Raw genomic sequence first — 18,353 nt, 5'->3', positions numbered from 1 at the left:
AAGCATAATCTGCGAAAGCTAGAACAATTCCAGCTGATCAGGATCTGTAAATTTACCCGGGTTAATGGTGGTTCCGAAATTACTGATTGTGATACCCAGCAGGCGGATTTTCCGGTCGTCCGTCTCCACTTTGATTAACAGCTCTTTTGCTGCAGTAATAATCGTGGCATAATCGGCTACCCCCGTAGGAAATGAGGTGTTCCTGGTGAGTTGTTTAAAATCATCAAACTTGATTTTCAGTGTCAGTGTTTTTCCTTTTAACCTGCTTTTCTCTAGTCTTTCCGCTACTTTTTCGGCAATCAGCTCCAGCTCTGCAACAAGTTCTTCATTGGAATCCAGGTCTTTCCCAAAAGTATCTTCAACACTTAGCGACTTGGTTAAACGATGGGGTTGTACCGGGCGCTCATCAATCCCTCTGACAATCTTATAATAGAATTTGCCTGTTTTACCGAATTTGCGGATCAGCTCCTGTTCGGATAGTTTTTTAAGATCAGCTCCATTATACAGGCCCATCTTCTTCATTTTATCTGCTGTTACTTTGCCTACGCCGAAGAATTTTTCTACAGGCAGCTTTTCCATGAAAGTATTGATTTTAGAGGGGCCGATAAAGGTCAGTCCGTCTGGCTTGTTCATATCTGAAGCAATCTTGGCTACAAATTTATTGCTGGAAACTCCTGCGGAGGCAGAAAGGTTAAGTTCATTTTTAATGGCATCTTTTATTTGTTTGGCAATTTCCAGCGCAGAACCAATGTTCAATTTATCGGTAGTGACATCCAGAAAGGCTTCATCCAGTGAAAGTGGCTCAATCAAGTCTGTGTAACGTCTGAATATCTCCCTGATGCTGACTGATACACTTTTATAGGCATCAAACCTTGGATATACGAATATCGCATGGGGGCAAAGCTGTATGGCTTTGCGAGAGGACATGGCTGAATGGATGCCAAATTCACGCGCTTCATAACTTGCTGTCGCCACCACGCCACGGCCATCAGGAGAACCGCCGACTACAATAGGTTTACCTCTGTATTCGGGGAAATCACGCTGTTCTACAGTCGCATAAAATGCGTCCATATCTATGTGAATTATTTTTCGCTGAAGCGTTTTTTCTGCTGGATCTGACATCGTTAATTCTGGTTCGGTAAATCTCCCTATTATCTCCGGTTTTTTTGTCAAATTCTCCTTATATTTGACCAATATTAGGATTTTTTTAATTATGGCGCACTCAATATTTTCCCATGCCTCAAGCAGGGAGTGGCTATAGTTTTATCTTGAATAATAATTATTTATTTCTCAAATGCCCGGAAAACAAATTTTTCAAACCTCAAAGAAAAGCAGATGGATAACTTTTCAATGGGTCACCAGGATGCTCTTTATTGTGTTTATTATTGCATCTGCTTGTGTAGCTTATACGCTGCTATCTAATCATTATCCGAATTTGCCCATTATCAATAGTACGGCTACTTTAAGCAAGAAACAGATTGAGCAGATCAAGAAATCAAAAACGTATTCAGATTTCAAAATTTCTAAAAAGAAGCTGCTTCATATACAGGAGCATCAAAAGTTGAACAGGCTTAAACACCCGAATAACAAAGCCAGGATCAATGCTGGTTTTTATGTGAACTGGGACCCGCAGTCGCTGACTGATTTAAAAGATCATATCAAACAGCTGGATATGGTAGTTACAGAGTCTTTCTTTATCAAGAACGGTGCTGATACTTTAATTGATCAGGTCAATGTAGAGGCGATGCAGGTCATCAACAAGCATAAGAAGGTAGCCATTGCGATGGTTTCCAATTTTAGTAAAGACAGTTTTGATGGAAATGCTATTCACAAACTGCTGCAAAATAAGCCTTTGCAGAACAGATTTATTGCCAACCTGATTAAATCGTTAAAGAAATACGGTTTCCACGGTGTAAACATTGACTTTGAAGAGATTAAAGAAAAGTCTGATGCCCCGCTGGCCGAATTCCAAAAGAACTTATATGATAAACTGCATGCGCAGAACCTGATCGTCACACAGGATATTTCACCGGAAAATGATGATTATAACCTGCAGATTTTATCCATGTATAATGATTATATTTTTATCATGGCTTATGATCAGCATAGCGAAAGCAGTAACGCTGGTGATATTTCCCATCAGCAATGGGTAGAAGAGCAACTGGATAAGATCTGTGAAAAGATTTCTTCTGAAAAAGTTATCCTTGCGCTTGCTTGTTATGGCTATGACTGGCCGGATCAGGATGTTGGAAAGAATGTTACTTATCAGCAGGCTATTGCCAATGCAAGCAGATATGGTGGAAAAATTAAGTATAATCCAATCTCAGCGAATCTGAACTATAGTTATACTGATGAGTCAGGTTTACATCACCAGGTGTTTTTTACAGATGCTGCAACTAATTTTAACCTGATCAGAAAGGCTGATGACTGGGATGTTGCCGGTATCGCAATCTGGCGTATGGGTGCAGAAGATCCAAGGTTATGGTCTTTCATTTCTAAAGATCTGAGTATTGATTCGGTAAGAAAAAGTGGCGTAGATATTAAAAGATTAACCCATATCGGATTAAATGATAGAATTGATTACTCTGGTGAAGGGGAGATACTGGATTTAGTTTCCGTTCCTAAACAGGGGAAGATCGATGTGAAACTGGATACTCAGAATTTTGTGATTGCAGATCAGACTTATGTCGATTTGCCTACAAAATATACGATCCGCAGATATGGTCATGCCGAAAAGAAAATTGTATTGACTTTCGATGATGGACCTGATCCGGTATATACTCCTCAGATCATTGATATTTTACAAAAAGAGAAAGTACCGGGAAGCTTCTTTGTCGTAGGGATTATGGCGGAGCAGAATATGGGCCTTTTACTGAAAGAATTTAACCTGGGTTATGAAATCGGTAACCATACGTTCTTCCATCCCGACATGTCAAAAGTAGGGCCGGAAAGGGTGAATTTTGAGTTGAATGCCACCAGAAAATTGATTGAGTCTGTGACCGGACATAGTACAATTCTGTTCAGGCCTCCGTTTAATGCGGATGCAGAGCCTTCAACTTCGGCGGAGATTCTTCCGGTAGCACAGAGCAGGGACCAGAATTATATCAATATCGGGGAGTCTATTGACCCGCAGGATTGGCGGCCTGGAATTACTGCGGATGAAATCTTTGCTGCAGTTGTTAAATACCAGGACAATGGAAATGTACTGCTCTTGCATGATGCTGGCGGTAACCGCGCGGCAACTGTAGCAGCTTTACCAAGAATCATCAAATATTTCAAGGATAAGGGGTATGAATTCGTAACGATCGGAAACCTGATCGGCAAGAAAAAAGATGAGCTGATGCCTCCGGTTAATGCTGGTGGAAATGGCTTTATCACTTCAGGAAATACGTTGTTCCTGAATGTGTTTTCTTATGGAACACTGATTTTGAACTACGTTTTCATCATGGCTATTATTTTAGCGATGCTGAGAAGTATCTTCATTGCTATTTTAGCTGTTAAACAGAAAATGGCGGGTAAAAAAGATAGCTTATTGTTATTGAAAGATCCGGCAATGAAAGTAAGTATTATCATTCCTGCTTACAATGAAGAGGTGACCGTAGTACAAACTTTAAACAGTTTGCTGAAAACAACCTATCCTAATGCGGAGTTCATCTTTGTGGATGATGGTTCTTCAGATCGTACAGTTGAACTGGTTAAGGAACATTTCAGCCACCTGGAGAATATCAAAATATATACTAAACCAAATGGTGGTAAAGCTTCTGCTTTGAACTTTGGTATTGCACTTGCTGAAGCTGATTTTGTAATCTGTATTGATGCAGATACGCAGCTGAAAACTGATGCCATCACTGAATTGATGCGTTATTTTTATGATGAAGATATTGCCGCAGTAGCGGGTACGGTGAAAGTTGGGAACAAGATTAACCTGATTACCAACTGGCAGTCTATTGAGTACATTACTGCGCAGAACATGGACAGAAGGGCCTTTGATATTTTAAATACCATTACTGTAGTACCAGGGGCGATTGGTGCTTTCAGAAAACAGGTGATCCAGGAAGTTGGTGGTTTTACGACCGATACACTTGCGGAAGACTGTGATTTAACGATGCGTATTTTAAGAGCTGGTTATGTCGTGAAAAATTGCGATACGGCAATTGCTTATACTGAGGCTCCTGAAACTGTGGATATGCTGCTGAAACAACGGTTAAGATGGAGTTTTGGGGTGATGCAAAGTTTCTGGAAAAACAGGAAAACGCTGCTGAATAAGAAATATGGTTATTTTGGAATGGTTGGGATGCCTAATATCCTGATTTATCAAATTATACTTCCATTATTTTCTCCGCTGGCAGATTTCTTTATGGTGCTTTCTATTATCACCGGGCTGTTTTCTTTATCTTCCGTAAATTCACTTACCTTAGAAGGAATGGGTAGCTTGCTGAGCCTTGATAATGGTTTTGGACAGGTATTTTTCTTCTATTGTGTGTTTATCCTGGTAGATTTGTTCTTTGCAGGGATCGCCTTCAGAATGGAGAAAGAGTCTTATAAAAAACTGATTTATATCATCCCGCAACGTTTTTACTGGAGGCAGCTAATGTACCTGGTTTTATTCAGATCTGTACGTAAAGCGTTGAAAGGGGAGCTGGAAGGCTGGGGAGTTCTAAAACGTACCGGTAATGTAAAAGAGCAGTCTTAGCGCCTTGTTTACCTTATTGATTACCAAAATAATATACATTAACATACACAACACGAAAGAATAATAATATGACTAACGATAACGCAAAACAAATATTTGCAGATTTTAATGAATTCTATGTAAAAGCTGTTGAACCTTTAAAAAAAGAGAATCCAATCTTTGTGAGATTAGATGGCAAAATTAAAGGTGATACCCGTGTAATTTTTGCACACTTTATGTACCAGGATAGAAAGTGGAAAGTAAATGCAGATACACATATCGACAGACTTAAGATTGCTTTTGATCTTGGAGCTAAGGGTGATGATCCATTCGTGATCAAAACGCTGAGAGATAACAAAGGTGAATACCTGGCTATTAAAGGTGAGCCGGTAAGAAATAGTAAGCTTTACATCTACGCGCAGGACGCGAAATAAATAATTCCTAAAAAAGCCGTTTATCGAAAGATAAGCGGCTTTTTTATGTCAAAGCATTCACCATAGTTTTACCGCACAACCATTAAGCATGTAATTATTTAAACGGTTTTCCTGAGTTCAATCACCGTAATTTCCGGCCAGATACCAATTCTTCCTGAAAAACCAAGAAATCCAAAACCGCGGTTAATATTTAATACTCTGCCGTTTTCTGATTTGATACCCGCCCAATGTGCATAGCGATATTTAACAGGGCTCCATTTAATGCCAAATGCTTCCAGACCGAACTGCATCCCATGGGTATGGCCTGCAAGCGTTAACTGGACTTTATTGCCAAATACCTTTACCTGTTCTTCCCAGTGACTTGGATCATGGGATAATAAGATTTTAAACTCGCTGTTGTCTGTACCGGCTAAGGCTTTTGGTAAATCACCTCTTTCTCCAAAGCCAAGTCCCCAGTTTTCTACGCCTGCGAGTATAATATGCTGCTCGTCTTTTTTAATTTCAACATGGGTGTCAAGCAGTAGTTTAAAGCCCAGATCCTGATGATAAGCTTTTAATTGCTGCAGATTTTTCGCTTTTTCAAGCTCAGTATCCCATTTGATGTAATCGCCATAATCATGGTTCCCTAAAATAGAGAATTGACCGTATGGTGCTTTGATCTGCGAAAAGTAGCTGATCCAGGGTTTGATTTCTTCTGCTTTATTGTTAACCAGGTCACCCGTGAAAACAAATAAATCGGCTTTTTGTGCATTGATTAAGCTGATGCCGCGCTGTACAGCAGCTGGATTATTGAAGCTTCCGGCATGGACATCGGAGATTTGTGCGAGTTTAAAACCGTTGAATTTATTGGGCAGGTCGTCAAAATAAAGTACATGATTGATGACTTTGTAATTGTATTTCCCGAAGATCATTCCATAAATGAAGAGTACAATTGTGAGCAGGAACATCAGAAAAGATAGATCTACCCAATAAACATTTCTTCCTGTACCAGTGAAAATCCGGGGCACATCACCAATAAACAGGAAAAGTGACACCACTACTTCGGCAGCAAAAAGCGTAAGGAGCAGGTGGCTGGAGATTTTAAAGAACAGGTCCATGCCATGTGCATTCATTCTTCTGATCGCGAAAAAAAGAGAGCCGATAGCCGCTATAATAAACAGGCAGAATAAGGGAGTAGTAAGGCTGGATGTACTTATAATTAATAAACCCGAAAGCACGTACCAGTTTAAAAGAAAGATAAACGCGGCAAAAAGTACGAAGGGGAGGAGACTGATTTTTCTTTTCATAATATGCGATAAATATAAATAAATTCCTGGTCAAGTACTTCAGCTAAAAAACAGGATTAAAGCTATATTGTGTAAGGGATGTGTTGCAAAATCCAGCCAGGAATAGACACCTGTTTCAGGAATATCCTGTCAGTTCTTAAAACTTAAACTGCTTTGTAAACTCTTCTGGTTGTACAATAATATAACGGATCAGTGGAAATTCTTTTCTGATCCCAGCCTGTATAGCATCAATAGCTTCATTGATTTGATGGGTATTCAGATCTTCTTTAAAAGTTGCAATCAGCATTAATAATACTTCATCTGGTGACTGGTAAGTGGAAACAACGGTTAAAACTTTAACAACTCCGGGAACTGCCTCAGTTTTTTCAACGATTTTCTGTCTTGACATTGCAGAAATTCCTTCGCCCATTAATAAACTCCGGCTTTCCCTGGCCAGTATTAAAGAAACTCCGACTAATAGCAGGCCGACTAATAAGGACGCTACGCCATCCAATTGTGGAATATGAAACCGATGACCGATCACCATACAGACCATCACAATTGATAAGCCTAAAACAGCTGCGCCATCTTCAAAAAGAACTAAGAAGCTGGAAGGATCTTTACTTTTTACAATGGCATTCCACCAGCTATCCTGACCTCTCACTTTATTGAAAGCTTTAGCGGCGATAACTAAGGATGTACCTTCAAAAACAACAGATAAAGCAAGTACTATATAATTCCAGGTCGGATCTCCAAGGGGTTCCGGGTTTGCAATATGTATAATACCCTGGTAAATGGAAATTCCGCCGCCTAAACCAAAAATCAGAATGGAAACGATAAAGGAATAGAAATAAAGCTCTTTTCCATAGCCAAAAGGACGCAATGCGTCTGCAGGTTTTTTACTTCTTCTCAATCCAAAAAGCAGTAAAACCTGGTTAACGGTATCGACCATGGAATGTATCCCTTCGGAAATCATCGAAGCACTGTTGCTGAATGCACCCGCAATAAATTTGGTAATCGCAATGAGCAGGTTCGCCGCCAGCGCGCTGTAAATTGATGCTTTTTGATTGGTCATAGGTGTAAAATACGCAAGAAAAAAATAAGTTTTAAAAAACTTTGCCCTTTACTGTACAACAGCAAAGGGCAAAATGTTTTAAAACGGTTTAATATGACACCCGCTTTGTAGTTCTATAAGATATTTCAAAAAACACAAAACGTGTTTAAATAAAACATCACCACTAAAGCACCAGCTCATTTTTCCTGAATACCGAAGGACTCACTCCTTTGTATTTCTTAAATATTCTGTTTAAATGGCTCTCGTCCGAAAACTTCAGCTCACTCACAATCTCATTGATCCTCATGTCACTGCTTAAAAGCCGCGTCTCAATTATTTTGATCTTATATTTCAAGATATAATCCTGCAAAGTTTCACCAGCATGCTTTTTAAAAAACTTACCAAAATAATTAGGTGATATATTAAAATGACTACAGATCACAGTAACTTTCAACCGGTCCGGAAAATAAATATTATCCTGTATATATTGGAAAACTCCCAATAGTTTCTGATCAGTAACCGGAGAAAGATCTGTTGGTAAACTATCAGCAATAGATCTCGCAACTAAAATAATGAGACTATTCATCAGCTGCTGAATCAACTCTTTACTATAAAGATTACTGCATCGCTGTTCTTCAACAATGCTTGCCGCCAGTGATCTCACCAGTACCTTATCAATCTCATCTTTTAAAATACATCCTGGTAAATGCGTAGCATGATGCAGTATAAATTTCAGTCTTTTTACCCATTGTATACGCTCTTTGTCATTTACACCAACAGGACCAGACTTGAGATAAATATCATTGAAGCAAATAAACAGCACTTTAGTAGTTGTAAGTATTTCGAACGCGTTAAGATCTTCTGGAGTGATCAGTAGTAAATGACCTGCTGCATAATTAAATGTATTCTTGTTGATATGCTGTATCCCGGTTCCCTCAACTATATAAACCAATTCAAAGAAATTCTGGCTATATCCTGAATTCGAACATTCGTTGATCTCCTTATAAAGGATCTCAAATGGGTAATATAGATTTTGTTTCACGCTCAAATTTACTCTTTTTATGGCAAAATAATACAGATGTACACTGTGTTATCAGCATAAATTTGCTGTCAAAAAAAACAATAGTATGAACTTACAAGAATATAGCTCCTTTGATGGCATAGGTCTGGCAGAGCTGATTAGAAAAAAAGAATTAACAAAGTCTGAGGTTGCAGCATGTGCAATAAAAGCAATTCAAACTATCGATACTAAATTAAATGCGGTGGTTGAATATTATGAAGAACGGGCGGTTATCTCCAATGCGCTTTCCCAAAATGGCCAGCCCTATGATGGCGTTCCCATGTTATTAAAAGATTTGGGGGCCCATGAAGCAAATAAAAATGCAGAAATGGGAAGCAGAATGGCCAGGGGATTAAAATTTGGTCATGATAGTGAATTGGTAAAACGTTATAAGAGAGCGGGCCTTAATATTTTAGGCCGCACGACTACTCCGGAATTTGGAGGTTCAACTATTACAGGCTCTCTCGCCTGTGGAATTACCCGTAACCCCTGGAACCTCAATTTATCTCCCGGCGGTTCTTCCGGAGGATCTGCTGTTGCGGTTGCGACAGGAATAGTTCCGATAGCCCACGCCACAGATCTGGCAGGTTCAATCAGGATTCCCTCAGGATTCACTGGTCTTGTTGGCCTCAAACCCAGCAGAAACCTTAATCCTGTAGGTCCTGATGCGGGCCAGCTTTTCCTGGGCCTGGCCACTGAACATGTTTTAACAAGAACCGTAAGAGATTCCGCAGCAGTCCTGGATGCAACAGCGGGACCAGCGGCAGGTGAATTCTATCATACACCTAAAAACACGAAGTCCTACCTGTCGGCCATGTTTGAAAGACCAGCGTCACTTAAAATTGCTGTAAATACAGCTCCCTGGATCAGCGCAGCTGTAGATGCAGAAGTACTTCAGGCAACTATCCTGGCAGCAAAACTTTGTGAATCACTTGGCCATCAGGTAGATTCGAACCGTTTTGAGCTCAATGAAGAGCAGGTTCTGAATTGTATGGAAACCATCTGGGCTTGTTATACGACCTATGGCATCAATAACTTAGCTGCCATAACAGGAAGAGAAATTTCGGCAAAAACACTTGAGCAGAGTAGCCTTAATGGCTATCGCGCCGGGATGAATTACACTTCGCAGCACCTTATAGCAGCTATAGAATATTCCAATACTGTAGCCCGTACAGTTGGTGATTTCTTTGCAAAGTATGATGTGATGATCACACCTACAAATGCAATTCAGGCTCCTTTGGCAGATCAGAATATTAAGGACCTTAACTGGTATAACTGGGTGCTGGAAGCTTGTAAAGTTGCTCCTTTTGGCCAGGTATTCAACATTTCAGGTGTCCCTGCAATCACGCTGCCTCTGGGATGGAGCAGCACAGGAATGCCTATAGGTATCACATTTTCAACAAAAATCGGAAATGAAGCTATGTTGTTTAATCTGGCGGCCCAATTAGAGCTTGCTCAGCCATGGAAAGACCATAAGCCAGAAAATCATATCTCTTACTCATGCTGATACGAAGAATAAAAGGAGGGTGTCCAAAATTATTTGGGCATCCTCCTTTTTTTATGCGGTAACAGGGATTAGCATCCTTGTTCTTTTTTGAAACCTGAAAAACAGCATGACAGAAGCGGTAAGCAGTCCAAAAGTTAAACCGTACCAGATTCCGTTTACGCCCATTTTTAACGTGATACCTAAAAAATAACCTAGCGGGATACCAATAATCCAGTAAGCGACAAAAGTGATGACTGTCGGAATGTTTACATCGCCCAGACCTCGCAAAACACCTAATCCAACGACTTGTGTGCCGTCAAATAACTGGAAGAAACCAGCGATAATCAATAACTGAGCTGCAATATGAATTACAGCAGTATCCTCTGTATAAATGTATGGCAAAATGTGGTTTGCACAAACAAAAGCAACAGCGGTGATACTCATGAAAACAGCAATGACATGATAACTTGCTATGGCTGATCTTCTGAGGTCAAGGAAGTTGTTTTTGCCCAGGTTATTACCTGTTTTAATGGTGGCTGCTGAGGCAATTCCGCTGGCCAGCATATAAGTTACAGAAGCCAGGTTAATTGCTACCTGGTGAGCTGCTTGTTCTACAGCACCAATGGTACCAATCAGGATCGCAGCGCCACTGAATGCACTGATCTCAAAAGAGTATTGCAAAGCAACGGGTGCACCAATTTTTAAGATTTTAATACTTCTTATTTTATCAATCAGCGTCAGTTTAAAGTTTTTCAGGTATATTTTGAAATTCTTAGAGTTAAAGACATAAATGCACATCACAGTAGCCATTAAGATCCTGTCTACCAGGGTAGAGATCCCTACACCTTTAACGCCCATAGGTGCAATGCCGAACATTCCTTTGACCAGGATTATCCCAAGGATAACATTGATAATATTTCCCCAGATAGAGATAAACATAGCCTGTTTGGTGAAACCGAGTCCTTCGGCAAATTGCTTGAAAGTATTAAAAATCATCAATGGAATGATAGAAAAACTCAGGTATCCAAGGTAAGGTTTTGCATAGGCAACAACTTCCGGGGATTGTCCGAGGTTATCAATGATCAATAAGGTTCCAAAGTGTGTCAAAAGGTACAGGAAGATACCTATCATGATATTAATCAATAAACTATTTGATAATAATCTTCCGCATTCTTTATAATTCTTCCGTCCGTTTTCCTGTGCGATAAGCGGGGTTAATCCGTAAGAAATACCCATCCCTATAACAAGGATGATCATAAACAAACTATTCACCAGGGAAACTGCTGCCAATTGGACCGTTCCTGCAAAATGACCAACAATCACACTATCGACAAGGTGCACAAGCGTTTGACCCAGCTGGGATACCACAATAGGCATAGCCAATCTAAGGTTATCTGAATAATAGGGCTTGTATTTTGCGTAAAAGGAACTGAACATAACGATTGATTGAATCAGCAAAGGTACGGCTATTTCGGCGTTGTCATGGTAAAATACTCCTCTTTTTCGGAAGAATGAGGCTGAATCAGGTCAGCAAGGATGAAACTGACTAATATTTTCTGCGCTTTCTGGTTAGAGCTTTTAGTCAGTTTACTAAATTGTTTTAAGGTAATACGCCCTTCCTGATCGAGATACTGTAATAATTTTTGTTCTTGTTCGGTGTAGGTAATCAGTTGTCCGCTGTGTGTATTTTCCTTTTTTAACACATCAACGATGATCTTACTGGCCAGAATACTCTTGTCGTTGACACGGAAATAGACCCACCATTTTTTATTTTCATCCAGTGCATAGTGTGGTTTAGTATCACTCTGCGGAATTTTAGCGACCAGAACCAGTTTATTATCAATGTATATTTCTTCAAATTCCGGTTCAATTGCTGGTTTGCAGAATTGATGTGCGGATCTGGTAATCATATATTTTTCTTCTTCTTCAGATTTAACGCCTTTGATAGTGCCGTCATCGGCAACACCTATCAATAATTGTCCTCCTTTATTATTTGCAAAGGCAACCAGGCTTTTTGCAATCTTTTCATAGTTATTAATCGTCTTTTTAAAATCCAGTGTAGTTCCTTCTCCTTGCAAAATAAGTTTCCTGATATTCATTTTCAGAGGTTTTAACGGACATTTCTATTTAATAAGCTACCGGGCCATTTTCGCCGCTGTGCAGGTTTCTGACATATACCTCGTTCATCACTGTGGCACAAACTTCACCATCGCTGTTTTTAATTTCCATGGGATAAGCTTTTACAAATTTGCCACTGGTATTTAACGCTTCAATAGCATCATTCAGCATTTCATCGGTAATAATAATAGTAAAAACCAGGGCTGATCTCCCTGGTTTCAGGTATTGTATACTTGCGCTTTTAAGCCATACTCTGATTTTAAATCCCTGGCGTTGCAGGAGCTGATCGAATAATAACGCATAAAATGGATCTGTTGCGGCATAAATAGTTCCGCCAAATATAGATCCGTTATAGTTTTTATTGAAAAGGCTTTTATAGATTTTAACATCAGCTCCCCTGAACCCTTTATGGAATTTCTTAACCCAAATACGCTGAAATAAAAGTGGGGGATAAAAGCGTAGTCCCCATTTAAGTGTTCTTTCTGATACTATCATGAGCTTTAAATATCAGAAAGATTATTGGGATCTTGTAGGAACTGTAAGAATTAATGTGATAAATTTTACAGTTCTTATAGAATAATCGTCCTTAAAAAAACCAGCTGGCTTTTGTTGCCGTATATGAGCTTACAAAACAGATAAAACAAAATTAAACTTTATGAAAAAGCAAATTTTTACGATTGCAATGGCTGTTGCATTTCTTTCTTTAGCTTCAGCTTGTAATTCATCAAAACCTGACGCTGCTACGGATACAACAACGTCAAAAATGACCGATACGAGCAGTAAAATGTCAGGCACGGCTGATACTTCAAAAATGAGCACTCAGGAAGGCGTTATGGTAGGTGGAGCTTTAATGGTACCTACAAAAAATATTGTAGAAAATGCTGTTGAATCTAAAGACCATACTACATTGGTTGCTGCTGTTAAAGCTGCTGGTCTGGCTGAAACGTTAAGTGGAAAAGGCCCTTTTACTGTCTTTGCACCAACAAATGAAGCTTTCGATAAATTACCTGCAGGTACAGTCGCTAAATTGCTTAAACCAGAAATGAAAAAAGACCTGGCTGGTGTTTTAACTTACCACGTAGTAGCAGGAAATTATAAAGCTGCTGATTTAAAAGATGGTTTGGAACTGACCACTGTTCAGGGACAGAAAATTAAATTCACTAAAAAAGATGGTCAGTGGTATGTGAATGACGCAAAAATCACGATTACAGATGCAGTTTCAAGCAATGGGGTAACACATGTTATTGATACGGTATTAATGCCGAAAAAATAGTTTCTAAATAAAATAAGTAGTTGATTTTTTAGGCTTTGCTGGTTGATAGCAAAGCCTTTTTTTGTATAATAATATTCCGCTTTAAAAAGTACAAATCGCACATAATAATGTGTGATTTGTACTTTTTAAGGTATAAAAATTTAACTTTGCCCGCCTATATATATTCACGGAACGATGTTAAAAGATAAAGTTGTAGAAGCGTACCAAAAGATCCAGGATGAGATTTGCCAGGCTTTGGCTTCAGCCGATGGCGGAGTGCAGTTCGAAGAAGAAATCTGGACCAGAGAGGGTGGAGGCGGTGGCCGTACACGTATTTTTCAGAATGGAAATGTAATTGAAAAAGGTGGAGTTAATTTCTCTGCTGTATATGGTAAATTACCCGAAGCGGTCAAAAAAGCTTTCAAGGTAGAAAATGATGAATTCTTCGCTACTGGAGTTTCTATCGTTATTCATCCTTCGAATCCATTTGTACCTATTATACATATGAATATCCGTTATTTTGAAATGGATGAACAAACAAGATGGTTTGGTGGCGGGATTGATTTAACACCACATTATGTAATTGATGAGGATGTCCGCTTTTTTCATCAGCTGCTGAAACAAACCTGCGATGAGTTCGACGCTTCGTTTTATCCGAAATTTAAAAAACAGGCAGATGATTATTTCTTCATTAAACACCGCAATGAAATGCGTGGTGTAGGCGGAATATTCTATGACAGGCTGAAACCTGAAAATACCGGGCTGGACTGGGATCAATTGTTTAATTTCTCCCTTGCGGTTGGTAATTCGTTCATTCCTGCTTATACTGAGCTGATTAAGCGAAACAGAAATACTGAATTTACAGCAGCACAGCAGGAATGGCAATATGTGAGAAGAAGCCGTTATGCAGAATTTAATTTAGTTTATGATTCGGGTACAAAGTTCGGTTTGGAGACAAACGGAAGGATCGAATCTATCTTAATGAGCTTACCACCAATGGCAAAATGGATATATAATCATCAGGCTGCAGAAAACAGCCCTGAGGCTGCAACTCTGACCAAGTTAATAAAAGGTATAGACTGGGCTTAATTTTTTTCCACAATGCGCTTAAACGGCAATATTTTCTTAAATTCGCAAGGTTATAACATTACCTTATTTAAATCGTTTTTAACGAACATCAATATTTTATGGCAGAAGATTTAGAAAATCAGGAAAACGACAAAATAATAAAAATTGATATTGACGAGCAGATGAAGTCTGCCTACATCGATTATTCGATGTCTGTTATTGTATCAAGGGCGTTACCTGATGTACGCGATGGGTTAAAACCTGTACACCGTCGTGTACTTTACGGGATGCTTGATCTTGGTTTGGCGAATAACAGGCCTTACAAGAAATCAGCCCGTATTGTAGGAGAAGTACTGGGTAAGTATCACCCGCATGGTGACTCTTCAGTATATATGACTATGGTTCGTATGGCACAGCCATGGAGCTTACGTTATTTACTGGTAGAAGGCCAGGGTAACTACGGTTCGATTGATGGTGACTCTCCGGCAGCAATGCGTTATACGGAAGCGAGATTCCAGAAAATCGCTGAAGATATGCTTGCAGATATTAATAAAGATACTGTAGATTTTCAGTTGAACTTTGATGACTCTTTAAAAGAGCCAACAGTGCTTCCGGCAAAAGTACCCAACCTTTTAATCAACGGTTCTTCGGGTATTGCAGTAGGTATGGCAACCAATATGCCTCCTCACAATATTACAGAAGTAATCAACGCGACTATCGCATACATTGAAAATACAGAAATTACTATTCCTGAGTTAATGAAGTTCGTAAAGGGCCCGGATTTTCCTACCGGAGCAATAATTTATGGATATACAGGTGTTCAGGATGCTTTCGAAACTGGCAGAGGCCGTATTGTAATGCGCGCTAAAGCGGAAATCGAAACTGTTAAAGACCGTGAAACGATTATCGTTACTGAAATTCCTTACCAGGTTAACAAAGCAATGATGATTGAGCGTACTGCTGAATTAGTCGGAGAGAAAAAACTGGAAGGTATTTCTAATATCAAGGATGAGTCAAACAAGGATGGTATCCGCATCGTTTATGAAATTAAACGTGATGCGAATGCTTCAATTGTATTGAATAACCTTTTCAAACAAACAGCTTTACAAACTTCATTCAGTGTAAATAACATTGCGTTAGTGAATGGCAGACCTCAGATGTTAAATCTGAAAGATCTGATCAGACACTTTGTGGATCACAGACATGACGTAATTGTACGCCGTACTAAGTTTGAATTGGATGAGGCGCAGAAACGTGCACACATTCTGGAAGGTTTATTGATTGCTTTAGATCACTTAGATGAAGTAATTAAGTTAATCAGAGCGTCAAATACTCCTGAAGAAGCCAGAACAGGTTTAATGGAGCAGTTTGGCTTAAGTGATATTCAGGCGAGAGCGATTCTGGATATGACTTTACGTCGTTTAACAGGACTGGAAAGAGACAAAATCAAAGAAGAGTTTAATGAGTTGATGAAAACGATTGAGTACTTACAATCTATCTTAGCTGATGAAAGTCTTAGAATGCAGATTATCAAGGATGAGCTTGCTGAAATGATGGATAAATACGGCGATGAACGTAGAACTACTATCGTTCACTCTGCTGAAGATATGAGCATGGAAGACTTTATCGAAGATGAAGAAGTCGTGATCACAATCTCTCATGAAGGTTATATCAAACGTACACCTGCAACTGAATACCGTACACAGGCAAGAGGTGGTAAAGGTTCTAAAGGAAGTGATTCAAGAAATGAAGATTTCATTGAGCATTTACTGATTGCTTCTAACCACAACTATATGTTATTCTTTACCGAAACAGGACGTTGTTTCTGGTTAAGGGTATACGAAATCCCTGAAGGTTCAAGACTAAGTAAAGGAAGAGCGATCCAGAACATTATCAATATTCCTAAAGAAGAGAAAATCAAGGCCTATATTAAGGTTAAGAATCTGAAAGATCAGGACTATCTGGAGAACAATTATATTATCATGTGTACCAAAAAGGGAACGATTAAGAAAACTTCTCTGGAAGCTTATTCAAGACCAAGGGTAAATGGTATCAATGCAATTAATATCAATGAAGGTGATCAGTTACTGGAAGCTAGTTTAACAAGCGGATCAAGCGAAATCATCATGGCATTGCGTTCAGGACGTGCAATCAGGTTCAATGAAGCGACCGTAAGACCTATGGGCAGAACAGCTACCGGAGTAAGAGGTGTTACCTTAGGTCATGCTGCTGATGAAGTTGTTGGCATGATTGCTGTTGATGATCCATCAGCAACGGTCATGGTAGTTTCTGAAAAAGGTTACGGTAAACGTACTAATGTAGAAGATTACCGCGTTACTAACCGTGGTGGTAAAGGTGTAAAAACAATTACCATTACTGAAAAAACAGGTGATTTGATCGCTATTAAAGCGGTTACGGATGCTGATGATTTAATGATTATCAATAAATCGGGTATCGTTATCAGAATTGTATTAAGTCAGCTTAGAGTTATCGGAAGAGCAACACAGGGGGTTCGTTTGATTAACTTAAAAGGAAATGACTCTATTGCATCTGTTGCGAAAATCGAGCATGAGGATGATCCTGAAGAAGAAGTTAACGGAGAGTTATTATTTGTAGATCCTGCTGATGTATTACCTGAAGAAGGTGGTGCTGAAGAAGCTGAAACTGAAGAAGAGGAAGAAGAGTCTGATGAGGAAGGTGAAGCAGATGATACTGACGAAACAGAAGAAAAGTAAGAATAAATTAAATTAAAAACAGACCCAATAAACCCTGCAGCAATAACGGATAGCTTTTATCCTTCTAAACTGCAGGGTTTATGTTCATTAAAACCAATTTACAATATGAAAAAAGTAGTTTTAAGTATGCTTTTAATAGGTGCTGCCACCTATGCGAACGCTCAGAAGAGTGAAGTTTCCAAAGCTAAAAATACCTGGGCATTAGCGAGTTTACCTGGTGCTAAAACTTTAGATGAAACCTTAAAATCTCTTGAAGATGGTTTGAAGACTACTGATAATGCTATTGCAAACGAAAAGTCTAAAGATATGCCTGAGGCATGGTCTTACAGAGCATTATTTGCTTCAAGAATCTCATTTGTAGATTCTTTAAATATTGCAAATGCAGTTGCTAAGGATAAAATTGCTGAAGAGGCAATCGCAAAAGCTAAAGAGTTAGATACAAAAGGTGGTGAGAAGGAAAATATTAAAGAGGCGGAACAAACTTTGTCTAATGCTTTAAGAAACAGAGCGATTTTTGCTTACAATAAAAAAGATTTCAAATCTGCACTTCAGTTTTTCAATGAGTTAACGGTTAAAAATCCTCAGGATACTTCAACGTTTGTAAATGCAGGTGTTACTGCTAAGCAGATCAATGATTATCCTGAAATGGTTAAAAATTTCAAAAAAGCAATTGATTTAGGTTCTAAAGATTCAGAATCTTTGTATAGCGAAATCATTTCTACTGAATTCAGCCAGGTGAAAGATACAGTTGCTGGTACTGCTTTATTAGAGGCTGCTTTGGCTAAATATCCTGAGAATTCATATTTCTCTGGTATGCAGACTGACCTTTATATCAAACAGGGTAATGTTGCAAAAGCTCAGGAATCATTAGCTAAATTAATTGCTAAAGACGGTAAAAATGCTTCATACCAATATGCTATGGGCGATACTTACTACAAACAAGCTTTAGATTTACAAGGAAAAAGAAACAAAATCGATCCTAAAAAGAAAAAGGAATTTGATGATGTAACTGCTAAGATGAAAGGTTTCATCGATCAGGCTTTACCTTTCTACAAAAAGGCTTATGAGTTAGATCCTAAAATGGTTTCTGCTTTAGAAAACTTAAAAGTTATTTATGCTTTTAAAGATGACAAAGTAAACTATGAGGCTACTAAAAAATTACTGGATGCGCAAAATGGTACGCCGGCTGCAGCACCAAAAAAATAATTA

Annotated in this window: 14 protein-coding genes; 7 read left to right on the top strand and 7 right to left on the bottom strand. The window is 39.0% G+C overall.

Going from position 1 to position 18,353, the window contains the following annotated elements:
• Positions 1-18: 18 nt before the first annotated feature.
• Complete coding sequence (gene dinB / locus LY11_RS12940; protein WP_111634090.1) at positions 19-1,122, bottom strand: DNA polymerase IV; 1,104 nt, start codon at positions 1,120-1,122, stop codon at positions 19-21.
• A gap of 172 nt (positions 1,123-1,294) precedes the next feature.
• On the opposite strand from dinB, the gene LY11_RS12935 reads away from it, so the two are divergent.
• Together LY11_RS12935 and LY11_RS12930 are read left to right on the top strand one after the other, a co-directional pair.
• A complete protein-coding gene (locus tag LY11_RS12935; protein ID WP_111634089.1) occupies positions 1,295-4,693 on the top strand; it encodes a glycosyltransferase in 3,399 nt (1,132 codons plus the stop codon).
• A 68-nt stretch (positions 4,694-4,761) separates the two neighbouring features.
• Positions 4,762-5,106 carry a hypothetical protein gene (locus LY11_RS12930; protein WP_111634088.1) on the top strand — a complete coding sequence of 115 codons (345 nt, stop codon included), beginning with the start codon at positions 4,762-4,764 and terminating at the stop codon, positions 5,104-5,106.
• Between the two features lie 98 nt (positions 5,107-5,204).
• On the opposite strand, the gene LY11_RS12925 is transcribed toward LY11_RS12930, so the two are convergent.
• The 3 genes from LY11_RS12925 to LY11_RS12915 form a co-directional block, all read right to left on the bottom strand.
• Positions 5,205-6,392 (bottom strand): metallophosphoesterase, encoded by a 1,188-nt coding sequence (locus LY11_RS12925; protein ID WP_111634087.1) that lies wholly within the window; start codon positions 6,390-6,392, stop codon positions 5,205-5,207.
• A 136-nt stretch (positions 6,393-6,528) separates the two neighbouring features.
• Positions 6,529-7,446: a cation diffusion facilitator family transporter gene (locus tag LY11_RS12920; protein ID WP_111634086.1), complete on the bottom strand. Its 918-nt coding sequence runs from the start codon at positions 7,444-7,446 to the stop codon at positions 6,529-6,531.
• Between the two features lie 163 nt (positions 7,447-7,609).
• Positions 7,610-8,467, bottom strand: coding sequence for an AraC family transcriptional regulator (locus LY11_RS12915; RefSeq protein ID WP_111634085.1), 858 nt, complete (start codon positions 8,465-8,467; stop codon positions 7,610-7,612).
• Between the two features lie 85 nt (positions 8,468-8,552).
• Between LY11_RS12915 and LY11_RS12910 the strand changes: the two genes are divergently transcribed.
• Positions 8,553-9,992 carry an amidase gene (locus LY11_RS12910; RefSeq protein WP_111634084.1) on the top strand — a complete coding sequence of 480 codons (1,440 nt, stop codon included), beginning with the start codon at positions 8,553-8,555 and terminating at the stop codon, positions 9,990-9,992.
• Between the two features lie 51 nt (positions 9,993-10,043).
• Here the strand turns inward: LY11_RS12910 and LY11_RS12905 are convergent, their stop codons facing one another.
• Genes LY11_RS12905 through LY11_RS12895 form a run of 3 tightly spaced genes read right to left on the bottom strand, consistent with a single transcriptional unit; the run spans position 10,044 to position 12,584 of the window.
• Positions 10,044-11,408, bottom strand: coding sequence for an MATE family efflux transporter (locus LY11_RS12905; RefSeq protein WP_111634083.1), 1,365 nt, complete (start codon positions 11,406-11,408; stop codon positions 10,044-10,046).
• 29 nt (positions 11,409-11,437) lie between these two features.
• Entirely contained in the window at positions 11,438-12,070 is a 633-nt protein-coding gene (locus LY11_RS12900) for an AlbA family DNA-binding domain-containing protein (protein ID WP_111634082.1), read from the bottom strand.
• A 28-nt stretch (positions 12,071-12,098) separates the two neighbouring features.
• Complete coding sequence (locus LY11_RS12895; RefSeq protein WP_111634081.1) at positions 12,099-12,584, bottom strand: DUF4442 domain-containing protein; 486 nt, start codon at positions 12,582-12,584, stop codon at positions 12,099-12,101.
• 289 nt (positions 12,585-12,873) lie between these two features.
• Between LY11_RS12895 and LY11_RS12890 the strand changes: the two genes are divergently transcribed.
• The 4 genes from LY11_RS12890 (at position 12,874) to LY11_RS12875 (ending at position 18,350) form a co-directional block, all read left to right on the top strand.
• Positions 12,874-13,362, top strand: a complete 489-nt coding sequence (locus tag LY11_RS12890) for a fasciclin domain-containing protein (protein WP_245952746.1) — start codon at positions 12,874-12,876, stop codon at positions 13,360-13,362.
• Between the two features lie 174 nt (positions 13,363-13,536).
• Positions 13,537-14,430 (top strand): oxygen-dependent coproporphyrinogen oxidase, encoded by an 894-nt coding sequence (gene hemF / locus LY11_RS12885; protein ID WP_111634079.1) that lies wholly within the window; start codon positions 13,537-13,539, stop codon positions 14,428-14,430.
• Positions 14,431-14,528: 98 nt separating this feature from the next.
• A complete protein-coding gene (gyrA, locus tag LY11_RS12880) occupies positions 14,529-17,144 on the top strand; it encodes a DNA gyrase subunit A (protein WP_111634078.1) in 2,616 nt (871 codons plus the stop codon).
• Between the two features lie 105 nt (positions 17,145-17,249).
• Positions 17,250-18,350, top strand: coding sequence for a tetratricopeptide repeat protein (locus LY11_RS12875; RefSeq protein ID WP_111634077.1), 1,101 nt, complete (start codon positions 17,250-17,252; stop codon positions 18,348-18,350).
• Positions 18,351-18,353: the final 3 nt, after the last annotated feature.

It is taken from the genome of Pedobacter cryoconitis (genome assembly GCF_003259615.1).
Lineage (GTDB): Bacteria > Bacteroidota > Bacteroidia > Sphingobacteriales > Sphingobacteriaceae > Pedobacter > Pedobacter cryoconitis.
This window is presented reverse-complemented; position numbering and strand designations above follow the sequence as displayed.